Origin of the sequence: Kitasatospora sp. NPDC094019 (genome assembly GCF_044764505.1) — a bacterium.
Taxonomy (GTDB): Bacteria; Actinomycetota; Actinomycetes; order Streptomycetales; family Streptomycetaceae; genus Kitasatospora.
In genome coordinates this window covers 86649-103283 of the sequence record NZ_JBIWIF010000005.1, presented here as the reverse complement: position 1 = coordinate 103283, position 16635 = coordinate 86649, and the positions used below count along the sequence as shown (strand labels likewise).

Annotated in this window: 14 protein-coding genes and 2 pseudogenes; 8 read left to right on the top strand and 8 right to left on the bottom strand. The window is 72.7% G+C overall.

Features of this window, described 5'->3' with window-relative positions; translation table 11 throughout:
• Window positions 1-83 precede the first annotated feature (83 nt).
• The 5 genes from ACIQ9P_RS12850 to ACIQ9P_RS12830 all read left to right on the top strand — a co-directional run bounded on the left by ACIQ9P_RS12850 (window position 84) and on the right by ACIQ9P_RS12830 (window position 5518).
• On the top strand, window positions 84-1070 hold the full coding sequence (locus ACIQ9P_RS12850) for an aldo/keto reductase (protein WP_402354162.1): 987 nt from the start codon (window positions 84-86) through the stop codon (window positions 1068-1070).
• A gap of 291 nt (window positions 1071-1361) precedes the next feature.
• The gene (locus ACIQ9P_RS12845; RefSeq protein ID WP_402354160.1) at window positions 1362-2897 is read left to right on the top strand and encodes an FAD-dependent monooxygenase; all 1536 of its coding nucleotides are present in this window, start codon (window positions 1362-1364) and stop codon (window positions 2895-2897) included.
• Window positions 2894-4114 carry a hypothetical protein gene (locus ACIQ9P_RS12840; RefSeq protein ID WP_402354158.1) on the top strand — a complete coding sequence of 407 codons (1221 nt, stop codon included), beginning with the start codon at window positions 2894-2896 and terminating at the stop codon, window positions 4112-4114. The genes ACIQ9P_RS12845 and ACIQ9P_RS12840 overlap by 4 nt, the downstream gene beginning before the upstream one ends.
• Window positions 4111-4764, top strand: coding sequence for a TetR/AcrR family transcriptional regulator (locus tag ACIQ9P_RS12835; RefSeq protein ID WP_402354155.1), 654 nt, complete (start codon window positions 4111-4113; stop codon window positions 4762-4764). The genes ACIQ9P_RS12840 and ACIQ9P_RS12835 overlap by 4 nt, the downstream gene beginning before the upstream one ends.
• 220 nt (window positions 4765-4984) lie before the next feature.
• Window positions 4985-5518 carry a DUF4188 domain-containing protein gene (locus tag ACIQ9P_RS12830; RefSeq protein WP_402354152.1) on the top strand — a complete coding sequence of 178 codons (534 nt, stop codon included), beginning with the start codon at window positions 4985-4987 and terminating at the stop codon, window positions 5516-5518.
• A gap of 59 nt (window positions 5519-5577) precedes the next feature.
• Here ACIQ9P_RS12830 and ACIQ9P_RS12825 read toward each other — a convergent pair whose 3' ends face one another.
• Window positions 5578-6438, bottom strand: a complete 861-nt coding sequence (locus ACIQ9P_RS12825) for a hypothetical protein (RefSeq protein WP_402354149.1) — start codon at window positions 6436-6438, stop codon at window positions 5578-5580.
• A gap of 282 nt (window positions 6439-6720) precedes the next feature.
• Between ACIQ9P_RS12825 and rpe the strand changes: the two genes are divergently transcribed.
• Together rpe and ACIQ9P_RS12815 are read left to right on the top strand one after the other, a co-directional pair.
• Window positions 6721-7404 carry a ribulose-phosphate 3-epimerase gene (gene rpe / locus ACIQ9P_RS12820; protein WP_402354146.1) on the top strand — a complete coding sequence of 228 codons (684 nt, stop codon included), beginning with the start codon at window positions 6721-6723 and terminating at the stop codon, window positions 7402-7404.
• 351 nt (window positions 7405-7755) lie between these two features.
• A complete protein-coding gene (locus tag ACIQ9P_RS12815) occupies window positions 7756-10989 on the top strand; it encodes a discoidin domain-containing protein (RefSeq protein WP_402354143.1) in 3234 nt (1077 codons plus the stop codon).
• A 183-nt stretch (window positions 10990-11172) separates the two neighbouring features.
• Here the strand turns inward: ACIQ9P_RS12815 and ACIQ9P_RS12810 are convergent, their stop codons facing one another.
• From ACIQ9P_RS12810 to ACIQ9P_RS12785, 6 genes and pseudogenes are all read right to left on the bottom strand, one after another.
• On the bottom strand, window positions 11173-12183 hold the full coding sequence (locus ACIQ9P_RS12810) for a hypothetical protein (protein ID WP_402354140.1): 1011 nt from the start codon (window positions 12181-12183) through the stop codon (window positions 11173-11175).
• A gap of 105 nt (window positions 12184-12288) precedes the next feature.
• A complete protein-coding gene (locus ACIQ9P_RS12805) occupies window positions 12289-12990 on the bottom strand; it encodes a M24 family metallopeptidase (protein ID WP_402354936.1) in 702 nt (233 codons plus the stop codon).
• A 6-nt stretch (window positions 12991-12996) separates the two neighbouring features.
• Window positions 12997-13317 (bottom strand): annotated as a pseudogene (locus ACIQ9P_RS12800) (gamma-glutamylcyclotransferase family protein); the annotation flags it as partial.
• A gap of 160 nt (window positions 13318-13477) precedes the next feature.
• Window positions 13478-13963, bottom strand: coding sequence for a peptidoglycan-binding protein (locus tag ACIQ9P_RS12795; protein WP_402354934.1), 486 nt, complete (start codon window positions 13961-13963; stop codon window positions 13478-13480).
• A gap of 12 nt (window positions 13964-13975) precedes the next feature.
• Window positions 13976-14269 (bottom strand): annotated as a pseudogene (locus ACIQ9P_RS12790) (peptidoglycan-binding protein); the annotation flags it as partial.
• 243 nt (window positions 14270-14512) lie between these two features.
• Window positions 14513-14869 carry a peptidoglycan-binding protein gene (locus tag ACIQ9P_RS12785; protein ID WP_402354932.1) on the bottom strand — a complete coding sequence of 119 codons (357 nt, stop codon included), beginning with the start codon at window positions 14867-14869 and terminating at the stop codon, window positions 14513-14515.
• Window positions 14870-15398: 529 nt separating this feature from the next.
• Here ACIQ9P_RS12785 and ACIQ9P_RS12780 point away from each other — a divergent pair.
• Window positions 15399-15851, top strand: coding sequence for a helix-turn-helix domain-containing protein (locus ACIQ9P_RS12780; protein WP_402354137.1), 453 nt, complete (start codon window positions 15399-15401; stop codon window positions 15849-15851).
• 58 nt (window positions 15852-15909) lie between these two features.
• Here the strand turns inward: ACIQ9P_RS12780 and ACIQ9P_RS12775 are convergent, their stop codons facing one another.
• Window positions 15910-16629 carry a peptidoglycan-binding protein gene (locus ACIQ9P_RS12775; RefSeq protein ID WP_402354134.1) on the bottom strand — a complete coding sequence of 240 codons (720 nt, stop codon included), beginning with the start codon at window positions 16627-16629 and terminating at the stop codon, window positions 15910-15912.
• Window positions 16630-16635 lie beyond the last annotated feature (6 nt).

Genomic DNA, 16635 nt, shown 5'->3' with positions numbered 1-16635 from the left:
ACCGCGCCGCGGGGCGCCGGGACGTTCAACCGTGGGGTGGAATGTGCTGGACAGCACGGCCGGTGCGGCGGAGGGTGGGGTGCATGGAGTTCACCCACCTCGGCCGCACCGGCCTGACCGTTTCCCGACTCTGCCTGGGCACCATGAACTTCGGTCCTCACACCGAGGAGTCGGATGCCCACCTGATCATGGACAGTGCCCACGAGCGGGGCATCAACTTCTTCGACACCTCGAACAGTTACGGCCGCGACTCCGAAGGCAACCACAAGGGCCGCACCGAGGAGATCATCGGCCGCTGGTTCGCCAAGGGCGACGGCCGGCGCGAGCGGACCGTGCTCGCCACCAAGGCGTACGCCCCGATGGGCGACTGGCCGAACGAGGGGCGGCTCTCCGCTCTCGCGATCCGCCGCTCCGTCGAGGCCAGCCTGCGCCGGCTGGGCACCGACCACATCGACCTCTACCAGATGCACCACATCGACCGGGACACGCCCTGGGAGGAGATCTGGCAGGCGATGGAGGTCCTGGTCGCCCAGGGCAAGATCATCTACGTCGGTTCCAGCAACTTCGCCGGCTGGCACCTCGCCCAGGCCCAGGAGACCGCCCGGGCGAGGAACTTCCTCGGGCTGGTCAGCGAGCAGTCCCTCTACAACCTGCTGGACCGGACGATCGAACTGGAGGTGATCCCCGCCGTCGAGCACTACGGGCTCGGCCTGCTGCCGTGGTCCCCGCTGCGCAGCGGCGTACTCGGCGGGGCCCTGCGCAAGGAGCGCGAGGGCGGCCGGGTCCGCAGCGGGCTCGAACACGCGGGTGAGATCCTGGCGGCCAACCGCGACCGCGTCCAGGCGTACGAGGACCTCGCCGACGAACTCGGCGAGCACCCCGCGGACCTCGCCCTCGCGTGGCTGCTCTCCCGGCCCGCGGTCACCGCCCCGATCGTCGGACCGCGTACCCTCGGGCACCTCGACGCGGCCGTGCACGCGCTGGACATCAAGCTGGACGACGACGTCCTCGCCCGCCTGGACACCCTCTTCCCGGGCCGCAGGCCCGCCCCGGAGGACTACGCCTGGTAGGGATACGCCTGGTAGGGAGTTGCACCGGGCTCCTTCCCCGACCGTCGCCGGTCGGGGAAGGAGCCCGGACCGGAGGAGGGGGAGGAGGAGCAAAAACAAAGGCAACGAGGAAAAGCCACTCGTTGCCACCTCTAACTTATAGCGGGTGGGGGGCCTTGCCGCAAGGGGGTGGGGGTGGCGCAGAATGACCGACCTGAACCGGGCGAGGATGAAAACGGCTGATTCATGGGATTTGGTCTTCTTTGTCTCCCTTGGTGGATGGCAGGACACGGCGGGACGGGGCAAGCGGTGATGGACGTGCGTTCGACGGTGGACGTGATCGTGGTCGGCGGCGGCCCGACCGGGCTGATGCTCGCGTGCGAGCTGCGCCTGCACGGGGTCGAGGTCGTGGTGCTGGAGCGGCTCACGGAGCGGACCGGGGAGTCGCGCGGACGCGGTCTGCACGCGCGCAGCGTGGAGATCATGGACCAGCGGGGCCTGCTGGAGCGCTTCCTCGCGGTGAGCGAGAAGTTCCGGGTGGGCGGGCTGTTCGGCGGCGTCATGGCGGCCTGGCCGGACAGTCTGGACACCGCCCACCCGTACGGGTTGGCGACGCCGCAGGCGGTCACCGAGCGGCTGCTGGAGGAACGGGCGCGCGAACTCGGCGCCGAGATCCGGCGCGGCCAGGAGGTGACCGGGCTGGAGCAGGACGCGGACGGCGTGGACGTCGAGCTGGCGGACGGCACCCGGCTGCGCTCGCACTACCTGGTCGGGTGCGACGGCGGGCGCAGTACGGTGCGCAAGGCGATCGGGATGGGCTTCCCGGGCGAGCCCGCCAAGGTCGAGACGCTGATCGGCGACCTGGAGCTGACCGAGGACCCGGCGAAGGTCGCCGAGGTGGTGGAGCGGGTGCGCCGGACCGAGCTGCGGTTCGGCGTGGCGCCCGACGTGGACGGCCGGACGGGGGTCGCCCGGATGATCGTGCCCGCGGACGGTGTCGCCGAGGACCGGTCGACGCCGCCGACGCTGGAGGAGTTCAGGGCGCGGTTGCGGGCCGTCGCGGGCACCGACTTCGGCGCGCACTCGCCGCACTGGCTCTCCCGCTTCGGCGACGCCACCCGGCAGGCCGAGCGCTACCGGGTCGGCCGGGTGCTGCTCGCGGGCGACGCCGCGCACATCCACCCGCCGACCGGCGGGCAGGGGCTGAACCTGGGCGTTCAGGACGCGTTCAACCTGGGCTGGAAGCTCGCCGCCGAGGTCGCCGGCTGGGCGCCGGAGGGCCTGTTGGACAGCTACCACGCCGAGCGGCACCCGGTCGGCGCGCGGGTGCTGACCAACACCCGCGCCCAGATGACCCTGCTCGGCGCCGAGTCCGGGCCGACCGCGCTGCGCGAACTGCTGACCAGGCTGATGGAGTTCGAGGACGTCAACCGCTATGTGACCGGCATGATCACGGCGGTCGACGTCCGCTACGACTTCGGCGACGGTGCCCCGGGCGGCGCCGCCCCGGAGGGCGGCCACGAACCGCTCGGCCGACGCCTGCGCGACCTGCCGCTGTCGGGCGGCCGTCGCCTCTACGGCCTGATGCACGAGGGCCGCGGACTGCTCCTGGACCGCACCGGCGGCCGCCTGTCGGCCGACGGTTGGGCGGACCGCGTGGACCACGTCCTCGACGACACCGACGGCGCCAACGACCCCGACGGGACCCCCGCCGCGGCGGACGCGCCCGCGCTGCTGCTGCGCCCGGACGGCCATGTGGCCTGGGTCGGCGACGACCAGGACGGCCTGGAGGCCGCGCTGGCCACCTGGTGGGGAGCCCCGGCCCGGGGGCCGGTGGGCGGCCGATGACCGGGAACGGGGTGGCGGACTGGACGCCGGTGCTGGAACTGACCGGCACCACGGCGGAGTTGCGGGACGCGTGGCGGAAGGGGGTGCTGCGGAACCCGGCTGCGCCGCCGGAGTTGTTCAAGCGGCTGATCGAGGAGTGCGAGCCCGCGGATCCACTGCTGCGCGACCTGACGTACGTGATGCTGCCCGAGGCGGTGGTGGACGCGTGGATCGCGCACCCGGTGGCCGCGGTGCGGGCGCTGGCGGCACAGCGGCACGGGCTGACCGACGCGCAGCGGCGCCGGCTGCTGTACGACACGAGCGCTCGGGTGCAGTACATCGTCCTCTGCCTCGGCGGGTCGGACCTGGCACTGGACGAGGCGGAGCTGGACTCCCTCCTGGCCGGGGCCGGTCCCCTCGTACGAGCGGAACTCGCCGCCCGTGAGGGCCTTTCGGCGCGACAGGTGGTCCGGCTGCTCGACGACCCGCTGGGCAGCGTCCGGGCGCTGGTGGCCGTGCGGGCGTGGCCGCACCTCGACGAGGCGGCGCGGGCCGCCCTGCTGGCCGACCGGCACTCCGGTGTCCGGGCGGCCGCGATGCTCGTCCGGTACGCCGACGATCCGCTGTCGGCGGGCGAGTTCGTGGCGCTGACAGCGGAGTTCGAGGACGCGGACCGGCAACGGATCGTCGAGCGGTGCGCGTTGGGCCGGGAGCTGGCTGAGGAGCTGGCGCGGGGAGAGGTCCGGGTCCGACGGGCGCTCGCCGGGAATCCCCGGCTCGACCCCGACCTGGTCGCGCTGCTGGCGCTGGACGAGGACCGGTCCGTCCGTCTCGCGGTGTCCCTCCGGCCGGAGTTGACCGAGGAGGAACGCGCCCGGATCTCCGTCGGCCTTGATCCGTCCGAGCACCACAAAGCGTTGCCATGGGTGCTGGAGCGGCAGGGGGACGCGGCGGAGATGCGGCGTCGTGCCGCGTCCGCCCACGTGCTGGTGCGGCGCAGTGTGGCGCGGGTCCGGGACCTGCCGCCGGATGTCGTCGAAGTGCTCGCCCGCGACGAGGACTTCGCCGTCCGCAGGGCGCTGAGCGACCGGCGGCTGCCGGAGGCCGCGCTCGTCGGGCCGGTCGGACAATCGGACGGCGCAGGCCGCAGCGGCCCATCCCGCGGTCCCGGTGACCGTGTTGCGGCACCTGCTGGCGCTGCCGGTGGTGTGACGGCTGTGATAGCACTGCTGGCATGACGGAGAGGCCCGGCGGGCGGGAGAGTTACCACCACGGGGCGCTGCCCGAGGCGTTGGTCGGGGCGGCGTTCGAGCTGCTGGACGAAGCCGGGCAGGAGAGCGTCACCATGCGGGAGGTGGCGCGGCGGGCGGGGGTGTCGGCGGGGGCGCCGTTCCGGCACTTCGCGGACCGGCGGGCGCTGCTGACGGCGGTGGCGGACCGGGTGCTGGCGGACTTCGAGGGCTGGCAGCGGGCCGAGGTCGCGGCGGCGACGGGGGCGGCCGCGGGGCCGGAGCGCGGAGCCGCCGACGGTGCGGGGGACCAGCGGGCGGTGCTGCGGGCGCTGGGGCTCGGCTTCGTCCGGTACGCCGTCCGGCATCCGCACCGGTTCGCGCTGGTGCGGTCGCGGGTGTTCGCGCCGGCGCCGCAGCCGGAGCTGCGGGACCGGTTGTCCGGGATCGACCGCGCGTACGCCGAGGTGATCGTCGCCGATCAGGAGGCGGGGCTGCTGCGGCCCGGCGATCCGGGGCTGGTGGGCCTGGCCGGGCAGGCGCTGGTGTACGGGCTGGCGCAGATGATCCTGGACGGGTACCTGCCGGCCGAGAAGGCGGAGGAGGTGGCCGAGCAGGTGCTCGACACCTTCGGCCGGGGGATCGCCAACCCTCGCTGAGGGATCGCCAACCCTCGCTGAGGGAGCGTCAATACCCGGTGAGGGATCGCCAGTACCCGCGGATGGAGGGCCAACCCGGTTCGGGGCAAAGGAAGTTCGCGTGCGCGGAGCGTTGACCGGTTCCGTGCGCGCTGATGTAATCACCGCTTACATCGACCTCTACCCGCGAGTAGCCCAAGTGGCGGGAGGGTCGGAAGCACCGACAGGGCTGGGGGCAGACGTGTTCGCGAAACCGACTCCGGGCTTCACCACCGCGGCCGCCACCGGGGAGACCGTCGTCCTGCTCATCGGGATGCGGATCAACCGGTTCTGGGCCGTCCACCAGTGGTTCCCGATGCTGCTGGCGATGTTCCGGATGCTGCACGAGCTGGGCCGGGAGCCGGAACGCGGCCTGCGAGGGAAGGTCCTGCTGACCGCCTCGCCGCGCACCTACTACGCCGTGCAGTACTGGGAGTCCGAGGAGAAGCTCTACGCGTACGCGACCGCGCCGGACGCCTTCCACCACCGGGTCTGGAAGATCGCCAACAACAAGCTCAAGAAGGGCAGCATGCGCGGGCACGTCGGTCTCTGGCACGAGGCGTACATCGTGCCGGAGGGCGGCTACGAGTCCGTGTACTTCGACATGCCGCCGTTCGGGCTCGCGGGCGCGACCGGGGTGCTGCCGGTGGAGAGCCGGGGGCGCGGCGCCAGGCAGCGGCTGGCCTTCCGCTCGGGGGAGGGAAGGGCGGCCGCCGAAGCGCCGGCGGAGGACTGAACGACGGCGGCCCCCGCGGACTCCCTCCGCGGGGGCCGCCGTCACCCGGAGGGGAACGGTCAGGCGGTCGTGGTCGCCGGGAGGCCGATCGGGTTGATCGGTGGCAGTGCGGCCCGACAGAGCGCCGAGATCGGCTTGAGCGCCGCGGCCAGCCGGTCGAGTTCGGCCCGCGAGTGGTGCTCCCAGACCCGGGCGGCGGCGAGGTCGGTGGCGGCCTCCAGCGCCTGGTGCCGGATCCGGCCGCACTCGGTGATGGTGCCGCGCTCGGTGATCCAGCCGCGCTCCACCAGCCGGGCCGCCGCCGCGTCCCACTCCGCGTCCGTCCAGCCGCGCCACGGCTGCAGCGCCTCGCGCCGCACGTCCAGGGCGCAGCGCACCACCAGCGCCTCGCAGCCGTCCAGCCCGGCGGCGACCAGGGCGGCGACGTGCCCGTCGCCCCGGTGCTCGCGCATCACCGTGGCGGCCTGCCAGAGCCGCCCGTGCGGGTCGGACGGGCGGGGGAGGGCGGCGTTGGCGGCGGCCAGGACCCGGCCGGCGCAGTCCAGCCGGGTGACCGCGTCCTCCAGCAGGTCCGCCGCCAGCTCGATCCGCGCCGGGTCGACGTGCTCCAGCAGCCGTTCCAGGGCCGCCGAGGAGCCGCTGACCCGGGCGGCGAGCGCGGCCTCCGGGGAGGCCAGCTTCCAGACCGCCGGGAGGGCGCGCTCGATCGGGGCGGGCGCGAAGTTGAAGAACGCGGCGATCACCGGGGTCGCGTCCACCGCGCCGAGCGGGGCGGCCCGGCCGGCGAAGTAGCTGCGGGCGACGCCGCGCAGGCCGGCCTCCTCGAAGGCGGCGAGGCCCTCGGGGGTGAAGTAGGTGACGGCGTGCACGGGTTCGAAGAGCCACCACAGGGCGCGGGCGGGGTGGACCAGATCGGCCAACGGAGGACCTTCCTCGAAGGGCGCGGGGAGCGCGAGGGGGAGAGGCGGTGTGTCGTACTGGCCTGATGACCACGGCGGCCGTCACGATAACCCTGCCGCCGGTGTGATGACGGTCACGGGGAGGTATCGCTGGTGCCACGCCCCCGACGGCGCGAGAGATGATGGACGCGGGTGCGCCCCGCGCGCGCCCCGGACCTCCGGGGCCGGGCCCCGGACACCCGGGCCGGGGCCCCGGGACTCCGAACACCCTCGGCACGCAGGCAAGAAGAGGTAACAGGCCCCATGGCGCAGATCAACCCCAGCATCCTGTCCGCGGACTTCGCCCGCCTCGCCCAGGAGGCCGAGGCCGTGCGGGGCTCGGACTGGCTGCACGTCGACGTGATGGACAACCACTTCGTGCCGAACCTGACCCTCGGCGTCCCGATCGTCGAATCGCTCGCCCGGGCCACCGACATCCCGCTCGACTGCCACCTGATGATCGAGGACCCGGACCGCTGGGCGCCCCAGTACGTCGAGGCGGGCGCCGGCTCGGTCACCTTCCACGCCGAGGCCGCCGCCGCCCCCGTCCGGCTCGCCCGCGAGATCCGCGCCAAGGGCGCCCGGGCGTCGATGGCGCTCAAGCCGGCCACGCCGATCGAGCCCTACGAGGACCTGCTGCCCGAACTGGACATGCTGCTGATCATGACCGTCGAGCCCGGCTTCGGCGGCCAGTCGTTCCTCGACATCATGCTGCCGAAGATCCGCCGGACCAGGGAGCTCATCGCCAAGCACGGCCTCGAACTGTGGCTCCAGGTGGACGGCGGGGTGTCGGCGAGCACCATCGAGCGCTGCGCCGAGGCGGGCGCGGACGTCTTCGTCGCCGGTTCGGCGGTGTACGGGGCGCAGGACCCGGCCGACGCGGTCGCCAAGCTGCGTACCCTTGCGGAGGGTGCCACCGCCGACGCCTGGTGGGCCTGCGCGCACTGACCCTCCCCCGGCGGAATGTCGCCGCCCCCGACGAGGACGTGTCGGGGGCGGCGGCGTTTCCGGAGTCGGTCGGGGACCGGCCGCGGCCGTGCGCTGTCGACCCGGGCGACCACCTCGCCGGGGCCGTTGATGCGCTCACGGTCCAGCGGGACGCCGAACAGGTCGGCCGGGTGACGAGTCGGCGGTCGGCTGAGTGGTCGTCCGATCCCCCCGGACGTCCGGGTCCTGTTCATACAAAGGATTTCCGTACGCATACGGCCATGGGGTACGACTGTCCGTGCGCATCAGGGCCTCTGGTGCGCACGGACCCGTAACCGACCAGGGGGCACAATGAGGAAAATACCCATAAGGGTGTCGATAGCGGCGTCGGCCTGTTTGCTGCTGGCGTCCGCCCTGCCCGGACAGGCGGCCGCGGCGGCGACGCCCTCCGTCTGGGTCGCCGACGGCGCCGACCACGTCTTCTCGTCTTCGCCGTCGCCCGGGCGTCCGACGAACGCGGTGACGCTGTTCGCCGCGCGCAACGAGGTCCAGGCCGCCCAGATCGCCGTGCGCTCCGGGCAGCAGCTGACCAGCCTGTCGGTGCGGGCGAGCGACCTCACCGGGCCGGGCGGGGCGGTGATCCCGTCCTCGCGGATCACCGTGCGCCGGGAGTACAACCATCCGAATGTCACCAAGGTCACCAGCGGTCACCAGCAGGAGCCGCCGGGCGGCGGCACCGGCTACTACGACGCGCTCGTCGAGAACGCCATCGAGGAGCCGCTGGCGGCGAACACCACCCAGCCCTACCACTACAGCGTGGCGGTGCCCACCGGTCAGGCGCCCGGCACCTACACCGGCAAGGCCACCGTGCAGAGCTCGGCCGGCCCGGTGGACGTGCCGGTCTCCGTGACCGTGTACGACGCCGCGCTGCCCGCGGCGAACCGTTCGACGTTCCGCATGAACAACTGGTTCACCTCCGCCGGCTGGGACTACGGCTGGACGGCGAAGTCCATCCCCGCCCAGTACACGGTCAAGGTGGACAACGAGGAAAAGCCGGTCGAGGCGTTCACCGAGCCGTGGTGGACGCTGATGGGGAACTTCGCCAAGAACCTCGCCAAGCACCGCAACAACGTCGTGTTCGCGGACTTCCAGGGCCTCTCCGTCCCCGACACCAAGGTCGTGGGCGGAAAGTACAACTTCACCTGGGCCAACTTCGACCGCTTCGTCCAGCTCTTCCAGGACGCCGGCGCCCTCCAGTACATCTACACCCCCCACCTCGTCGAGGGCAACGGGAAGTACCTGGAGGCGCTCGTCGACGCCGGTTCCGGCGACGGCAAGGTGAAGATGACGTACCTGACCCCGGGATCGCCCGAGGCCACCGACTACGTCAACGCCGTGTTCCCCGCGCTGAAGGCCCACCTCGACTCCAAGTGCCTGGATTCGGGGCCGGTCTGCGCCCCCGGCCGCCGGTGGAGCGACGCCTTCTACATGAGCGCCGTCGACGAGCCCGCCGGCGGGGACCAGACCGCGTCCGCCGCCTCGGTCTGGCTCTACGAGCGCTACCACAAGTACTTCCCCGACGGCCTCTCCAACGAGGCCCACCACGCGGTCGTGCCCGCGACGGACGCCGCCCTCGGCACCATCACGCCGGTCGGCGACAACCACTACGACGCGAACGCCGGCTACTACCAGAACCGGCGCCTCGCCGGAAAGGACCTCTGGCTGTACTACTGCACCAACCCCAAGGACGGCCACGTCAACCGGTTCATCAGCTACCCGCTCTCCGACTCCCGGCTGACCCCGTGGATGGTGTCGGCGGTCGGTGGCAACGGCTTCCTGCACTGGGGCTGGAACATCTGGACGAACGGGGACACCGGCGCGAAGCTCGACACCTTCGACGGCACGGACGACGGTGACTACTACCTGGTACGCCCGAACAACCGCAACGGCGCCCTGGACGTCTACGACAGCATGCGCAGCGAGGCCCTGCTGGCGGGCATCCAGGACTACGAGCTGCTGCAGCAGCTCGCTGCCGTCAAGCCGGTCCTGGCCCGGGCCCTGACGTCGTCGCTGATCACCGCCACCACCGAGTTCACCACCTCGGGCACGGAGATCAGCAACCGGCACAAGCAGATCCTGGACGCCCTCACCACCGCCGGTCCCGACGCCTCCTACCCGTTCGTCGACGACTTCTCCTCCGGCACCGACGCCGACTGGCGGCACATCCGCGGCGCCTGGTCGGTCACCGCGGACCACGCGTACGAGCAGAGCGACCCGGCCGCGAACTGGGACACGGTCGCCGGCGTGGCCGGCCGCGCCTACGGTGACGTCGCCGCCTCCGCCGACGTCCGGATCACCGGCGTCAGCAGCGAGGGCGAGGACACCAACTGGGCGGGCCTGACCGTCCACAGCCAGAACCCGACCGACCGCCAGACCGGCTACCTGGTCGCCCTGCGCAACAACGGCGAGGTGTTCGTCGAGCGCGGCGGGGCCCTCCTCGGAACGGCGACCGTGCCCGGGTACGCCCCGGGCCGGACGGTCGGCCTGCGGGTGGTCACCCAGGGCTCCACCCTCCAGGTGTACGCCGGAGCGACGCGACTGCTCTCCCTCACCGACAGGGGCTACCCGGTCGGCAACATCGGCCTCGCCACCGGCGGTGCCTCCGCCGTGTTCGACAACGTGCGGCTGAACCCCGGCACCAACCCCGCCGAGGGCGCCGTCGTCACCGCCTCCAGCAGCTACGAGGCGGACGGCTGGGGCAAGGACGCCCTCACGGACGGCCGCCGCTCGCTGCCCACCGGCACCAACGGCTGGAGCAGCATCGACAACCTGTCCGTCGACCACACCGAATCGGTGACGGTGGACCTCGGCGCCCGTCGCCGGATCAGCCGTCTTGACCTGTTCGGCCGCGCCGACGGCGCGAACACCGGGCTGGGCTTCCCGGTCGACTTCACCGTCCGGGTCTCGCCCGACAACGTCAACTGGACCACCGTCGCCGACGAGCACGACCGCCCGCGGCCCGACGGGTCCGCGCAGTCCTTCCCGTTCGCGCCCACCGACGTGCGCTACGTGAAGGTCACCGGGACCAGGCTGCGCACCGACGCGGCCGGGAACTACCACATGCAGTTGGCCGAGATCGAGGCCGCCGGTTCGAACCTGGCCGCCAACCGGCCGGTGACCGCGTCGAGTTCGATCGAGAGCTCGGGGTGGAAGCTCGCCGCGGCCACCGACGGTGTGCGGAACTCCGCCCAGGACTACTCGATGGGCTGGAGCAGCCTCAAGTCGCCCACGGCGGCCGCCGCCGAATGGATCTCCGTCGACCTCCAGGGGCCGAGCGTCCTCAGCGAGGTCCGGCTCACCCCGCGCACCGACGGCGCGAACACCGGCCTGGGCTTCCCGGTCGACTTCACCGTCCAGGTCTCGCCCGACAACGTCAACTGGACCACCGTCGCCGACAAGCACGACCAGCCCCGCCCCGGCACCGAGGCGCAGGTCTTCCCGTTCGCGGCGACCCCGGCTCGCTACGTGAGGATCACCGGGACCAGGCTGAGCGCCGACCAGTTCGGCGACCACTACATGCAGCTCGGCGAGATCGGCGTCAGCTGACCCGCGATTCCCCGTGACCGACCGGTGCCGTCGCCGAAGGCGCCCGGCCGGGAGCGGGAAACCCCCTGGGGGCGGCGCGCCACGCGGCACGCCGCTCCCAGGCGGTGACGACGGGTCCGCCCACGGTGCACGGCGCGCCGTGCGGGCCCGGCGGCCCGGCCCGGCGCCTGCGCGCGGAGCGGTTCACTGGAGGCTGATCCGGTGCGGGTGGCCGGGGTCCTCCGGGCACACGAAGACGTACAGGATCCCGTCCCGGCTCACGAGGACGGAGGTGGGCCCGATCGCCCCTTCCAACGTCTCCCGGTCCTCCAGTGGGACCCAGCTGCGGTTGGAGCTGTCGCACTCGTAACTGGCGATGGTCAGGAGGGGCTCCATGGGCTGCCCGCATGCGCAGTCCATGGGCACCGGATCCGTCACGTGCCAGGAGGCGAACCCCCCGACCTTCCAGCCCGGGGCGATCGAGAGGTCGCTCCGGTAGCCGACTTCCTCCTCATCGCGCTCGTCCTCGGGCCCCTCCCACTTCTCCACGCGCCTGCGCAGACGGTCGGGAAGCAGATCGATGTACTGGTGTTCCACCACCTGTTCCGGGTGCAGGACACAGGGGTCGAGCACATACCCCGGAGCACCGACCACCACCGGCTCCGGCTGGTCGGCCAGCACCTCGCGGACGTCACCGGACCGGCGCCAGCGCAGGTGCAGCGCCAACCGGTAGCCGGTCCCGTGGGCGTCGAAGGGGCACCAGAACACCTGGAGCACGTCGCAGTCGGCCAGCCCGCCGAACAGGTCGGGCACGTCCCCCCGGTACAGCTGGGCGACGGCCAGCAGGGGGATCGGGTCGGTGTTCGCCAGCCACGGGGCGTGCCGCCCGCGTTTCAGCGAGGCCAGGACCGCCCGTTCGGCGTCCGTCGGCCCGGGCCCGACACCCGGCTCCGGGGCACGCCCCCACGCCTCGGCCCGGATCCGGCGCTTGAGCCGGACGTCCTCGACCCGCTCGCCGGAGCTCCGCTTGTGCGGGTGCTCGCACACCGGCCACGGTTCGTCGGCCGGCCAGAGCATCGGGCCGCCCACGGAACTGTCCCGCACTCCAGGGGCCCCGGGGCGGGGGTGCAGTCGCGTGGCGGTCCGCCGGTGCCGGGCCAGTTCCGGGAAGAGAGCCTCCACGTCCAGGGGCCGCTCGGGCGTCGTACGGGTCATGCCGGTCCTCGTGTCGGGCTGTCACAGCCGTTCCGTTCCGGCGGCTCAGCGGTCGCCGGAACCCCCCGAGGCTACCGGGCCCGTCGTACTGGGGGCTGTCGGAGTTCAGCCGAGGTCGAGGAGTTGCTCGTGGAAGCCGCCGAAGCCCCGTGCGGTGTCGACGAGGTGGACCTCCAGGATCCAGTGGCAGACGCGGCCGGCCCGGTCGGTGCGGCGCATGGGGGTGGTGTTTCCGGCGGCGATGTAGGACTCGATCTCGGCGGCGTCGATCTTCTCGTGCGGGAACTCGCCGACCAGGTGGCCGGCGTGGCCCGTGCCGCCCAGGGTCCAGCCGGCCTCCCGGGCGAGCCGGCCGATCTCGGCGTGGAGTTCGGCGCCGGTGATGTCCGGGCGTTCGGCGAAGTAGCGGCGGCCGGCCTCGAAGACGGCGGGCAGGTCGGCGGCGAGGCGGTGCTTGACGGGGTCGTCGCCCAGCACGTACGTCCGGCCGAGGTCGGCCTCGAACTCCTCGAAGATCGGGCCGAAGTCCGCGAAGGCGATGTCGTCCGGCCGGAGCACCCGGTCCGGAGGGTTCTCCGCGTAGGGGGACAGGGTGTGCGGGCCGGAGCGGACGATGCGCTTGTGCCAGTGCCGGGTGGTGCCGAACAGCTCGTTCGCCAGGTCGCGGATCCGGTCGCTGATCGCCTGCTCGGTCTCGCCCGCCGCGACGATGCCGCGCTTCGCCACCTCCTCGAACAGGACGGTGGCCTTGTGCTGCGCCTCCAGCAGGCGTCGGGCGCGGAACTCCTCCGCGGTCGCGGTGTCGATGTAGACCCAGGCGCGGGCGCCGGAGCGCAGCGTGGTCCTGACCCGCAGGTAGTCCTCGACCTCGTAGGAGTCGGCGGCCGCCAGTTCGGCGGGGGCGAGGGTGAAGAGGGTGCCCTCGATCGCGTCCCCCGGGTCCTCGGAGCGGACGGCCACCGGGTGCACGTCGCTGCCGCTCTCGGCGATGACGGCCGGGTCGGTGATGGTCACCGAGTCGAGCCGGAACCCCGGCAGCGCGTCGGGGGTGCCGGCCAGCTCGCGGCCGAACCGGGCGGTCTGGACCTGCGGCAGCCGCAGCGTCCCGTAGGAGAACAGCAACTGATCCGACACGCGGGACCCCCAGAGTCATGTCGCACATGCGAGTACTTTGTCGACTCTACCCTTGCATGTGCGATGGACCGACGAGTGGTGCCTGCTACGGCTGCCCGACGACCCCGAGGGGCGCCGGATGCGTCCGGTGCCCCTCGGGGTGCGGTGTGCCGGGTGGCCGTCAGGCGGTGAAGGTGACGTCCCAGTGGCTGCCCTCGTTGGCGTAGACGTTGCCCGAGGGAGCGGTGTAGAGGGCGGCGCCGTCGCCGCGGAGGCCGCTGTAGGGGAAGTTGCCGGTGATGTGGTTGGTGAGGCAGCTCGCCATCGCGAAGTCCAGCTTGTAACCGTTGGCGTGGCTGTAGGTACCGGCGGCGTGGCCGGTCTCGGTGCCTCCGGTGATGGTCAGGCCGCAGCCGCCCACGGCGTGCTTGAGCGCGACGGCGCCGTCCGCCGAGGCGCGGCGCAGGCCGTCGAAGGAGGTGCAGCTGCTGCTGTTGCGGTTGGAGCAGTTGCCCGAGGAGGACCAGTTGATGCCCGCGGCGGAGAGCAGCGAGGCGGCCTGGGACTGGGTGAGCACGTCGCCGCTGCCGCCGCCGGTGCTGCCGCCCCCGCCGGAGAGCAGGGCGGCCCAGGTGGCGGGGCCGACGATGCCGTCCACCGGGCTCAGGCCCGCGGACTGCTGGAAGCCGCGCACCGAGGAGTCGGTGCCGCCGCCGAAGGCGCCGTCCACGGAGAGGTTGGCGCCGCGGGCGTTCAGCTGGACCTGGAGCGCCTTGACGGCATCGCCGTTGTCGCCCTGGCGGACGGTGACGATCAGCTTCGGCCAGGTGCCGCCGCCGACGACGCCGTCCACCGGGCTCAGGCCGTTGGCGCTCTGGAAGCTCTTGACCTTGGCCTCGGTCGCGGGGCCGAACGCGCCGTCCGCGCCGGTCGCGTAGCCGCGGGCGTTCAGCAGGTACTGGACGGTGGACACCTTGGCGCCCTGGTCGCCGTTGCGGACGACGGGCCAGCTCGCGGCGTGGGCGGCGGGGACGGACAGCACCGCTGCCAGGAGGGCGGCGAAGACCGCGGCCACTACGGCCGGGAAGCGCTTCACGGAACGTTCTCACTTCTGCTGGGAGTGACGAGGGGAGAGGTGACGGGCGGAGAGGGAATGAGCGGAGCGGGGACGAGCGGCCGAGGCGCCGTCGACGGACGGCGCCGGGAACGGGCCGGGCTACCAGGTCGGCAGGTTCTCCCAGCAGGTGTTGCCCCAGTCGTGCTCGTTGTGGACGATGATCTCCAGCAGCTGGGAGCCGGTCTGGACGCCGATGATCCCGTCCACGTCCAGGTGGTTGGCCTTCTGGAACTGGCGCACGGCGCTCTCGGTGCGGGCGCCCCAGATGCCGTCGGTCTGGAGACCGGAGTGCAGGGAGGCGTTCAGCGCGAGCTGCACGCACTTGACGCCGGTCCCCCGGTCGCCGAAGGCGATCTCGCCGGCGCTGGGCCGGGCGCTGGCGGTGCCCGCCAGAACGGTGACGGCGACGGCGGCGGTGGCCGTCACGACGGCGGCGCGCTTGACGACGGAGAACATGGGCACGGCGGGGCTCCCTGGGAGACGTGGGTGAGGGCGGCCTGCAACGGCCGTCGGGTGCCGACACTAGGAAGCCCCGAGGGCGTCCCGCGAACGTTTCGTGTCCCCGGGACGCCCTCCCTCGCGGGCGCGACGATCGGGGACGGCGGCACCCGGCCGACCGGGCAGTACGGTGCGTCCGTAGCGCCGGCGGGGGCGACGTCCCACGCCGTCCGACCTGGGACTCCGCGTCTCAACCTGATGGGTGACGGTGTCTCAAACCGCAGCTCAGGGCGGTGGCATGGGTGCCGTCCGTCCCAAAGTCCGAAAGATCGTGGATCTTCGTCCCGGGGATGGGACAGAGTGGATCAAGCAGTAGCACGCGACCCGGGGTGGGCCCGTGCTACGGGAGGGCGTACCGCGGGGGCGGGTGCTCGGCCGCCGGGAGACCGGTTCGGCCCGGTGGGGACCGGCCGGCGGGAGCGCGGCACGGCACCCGGCTCCCTCGCGGGCCCTCGCCCGCATCCGAACGACCTGGGGGATACAAACGATGGACCGTGTTCTGACGTCAGGCGGCGCACCGAAGGACCCTGCCGACCGGCTCTCGGAGGAGCTTCAGTCGCTGAAGTCCTCGTCCGGCCTGACCTACGCCCGGATCAGTGAGCACACCCACTACGCGAAGTCCTCGTGGGAGCGGTGGGTGAACGGCAAGCAGTTCCCGCCGCGTGACGCCGTCGAGCGGATCGCCGCCGTCTGCCGGGCCGACGAACGGCACCTGCTGGACCTGTGGAGCCAGGCGGAGGCGTGTCGTACGCAGGCTGCCGCACCGGGGGTCGCCGTCCGCGCCTCCGCGCCCGCCGAGGGGGACGCCGGCTCGCCGGACCCCCGGCAGGTGGCGCTGTGGTCGCTGACCGTGCTGGCACTGGCCCTGACGGCGGGTCTGGCGCGGTCGGTGGTCCAGGGGCGGGAGCTGCGGCGCGGCACCCTTCCCGGCGGCCTGTAGGCACGACGCGGGCAGGGCCCCACCCCCGATCGGGAGTGGGGCCCTGCCCGCGTGCCGCTCAGTACCAGTTGTGGGCCTGCCAGAAGCTCCACGCCGAGCACGGGTCGCCGTAGCGCGACTTGATGTAGTTCAGGCCCCAGCTGAGCTGGGTGGCCGGGTTGGTCTGCCAGTCGGATCCGGCGGAGGTCATCTTGGTGGCGGGCAGCGCCTGCGGTATCCCGTACGCGCCGGACGAGGGGTTGGTCGCGTAGACCTTCCAGCCGCTCTCGTGGGTGTAGATCTGCTCCAGGCAGCCGAACTGCCCGCTCACGCTCCAGCCGAGGGCGGGGAACTTCCACTGCGCGGTGATCCGCACCGTCCGGGCGATCCCCAGCGCGTTCATGGTCGCGGGCCCGGCGATGCCGTCGGAGCCGAGGCCGTGCGCCTGCTGCCAGGCGGCGACGGAGGAGGTCGTCCCCGCGCCGTATGCGCCGTCGGCGCCGGAGCCGGTCGCGCGCTGGACCTCGGCGACCTTGTTGTGGAGGGCGAGTTCGGTCCTGGGGCCGTACGCGCCGTCCTCGTCGAGCCCGTTGTCGCCCTGGAACCTGCGGACGGCGGCGGTGGTGGCCGGGCCGTAGGCGCCGTCGACGCCGCCGCTCGCCAGGTAGCCGATCCCGACCAGGTTGCGCTGGATCCAGGTGGTCGAGTCCACGGCCTGCGCCTGTGCGGGCAGCAGGGCGAAGGCGACGAGTGCGAGCACGGCCACGGCGAGGCCGCGCAGGGCTGCGATGTGTTTCACGGTATC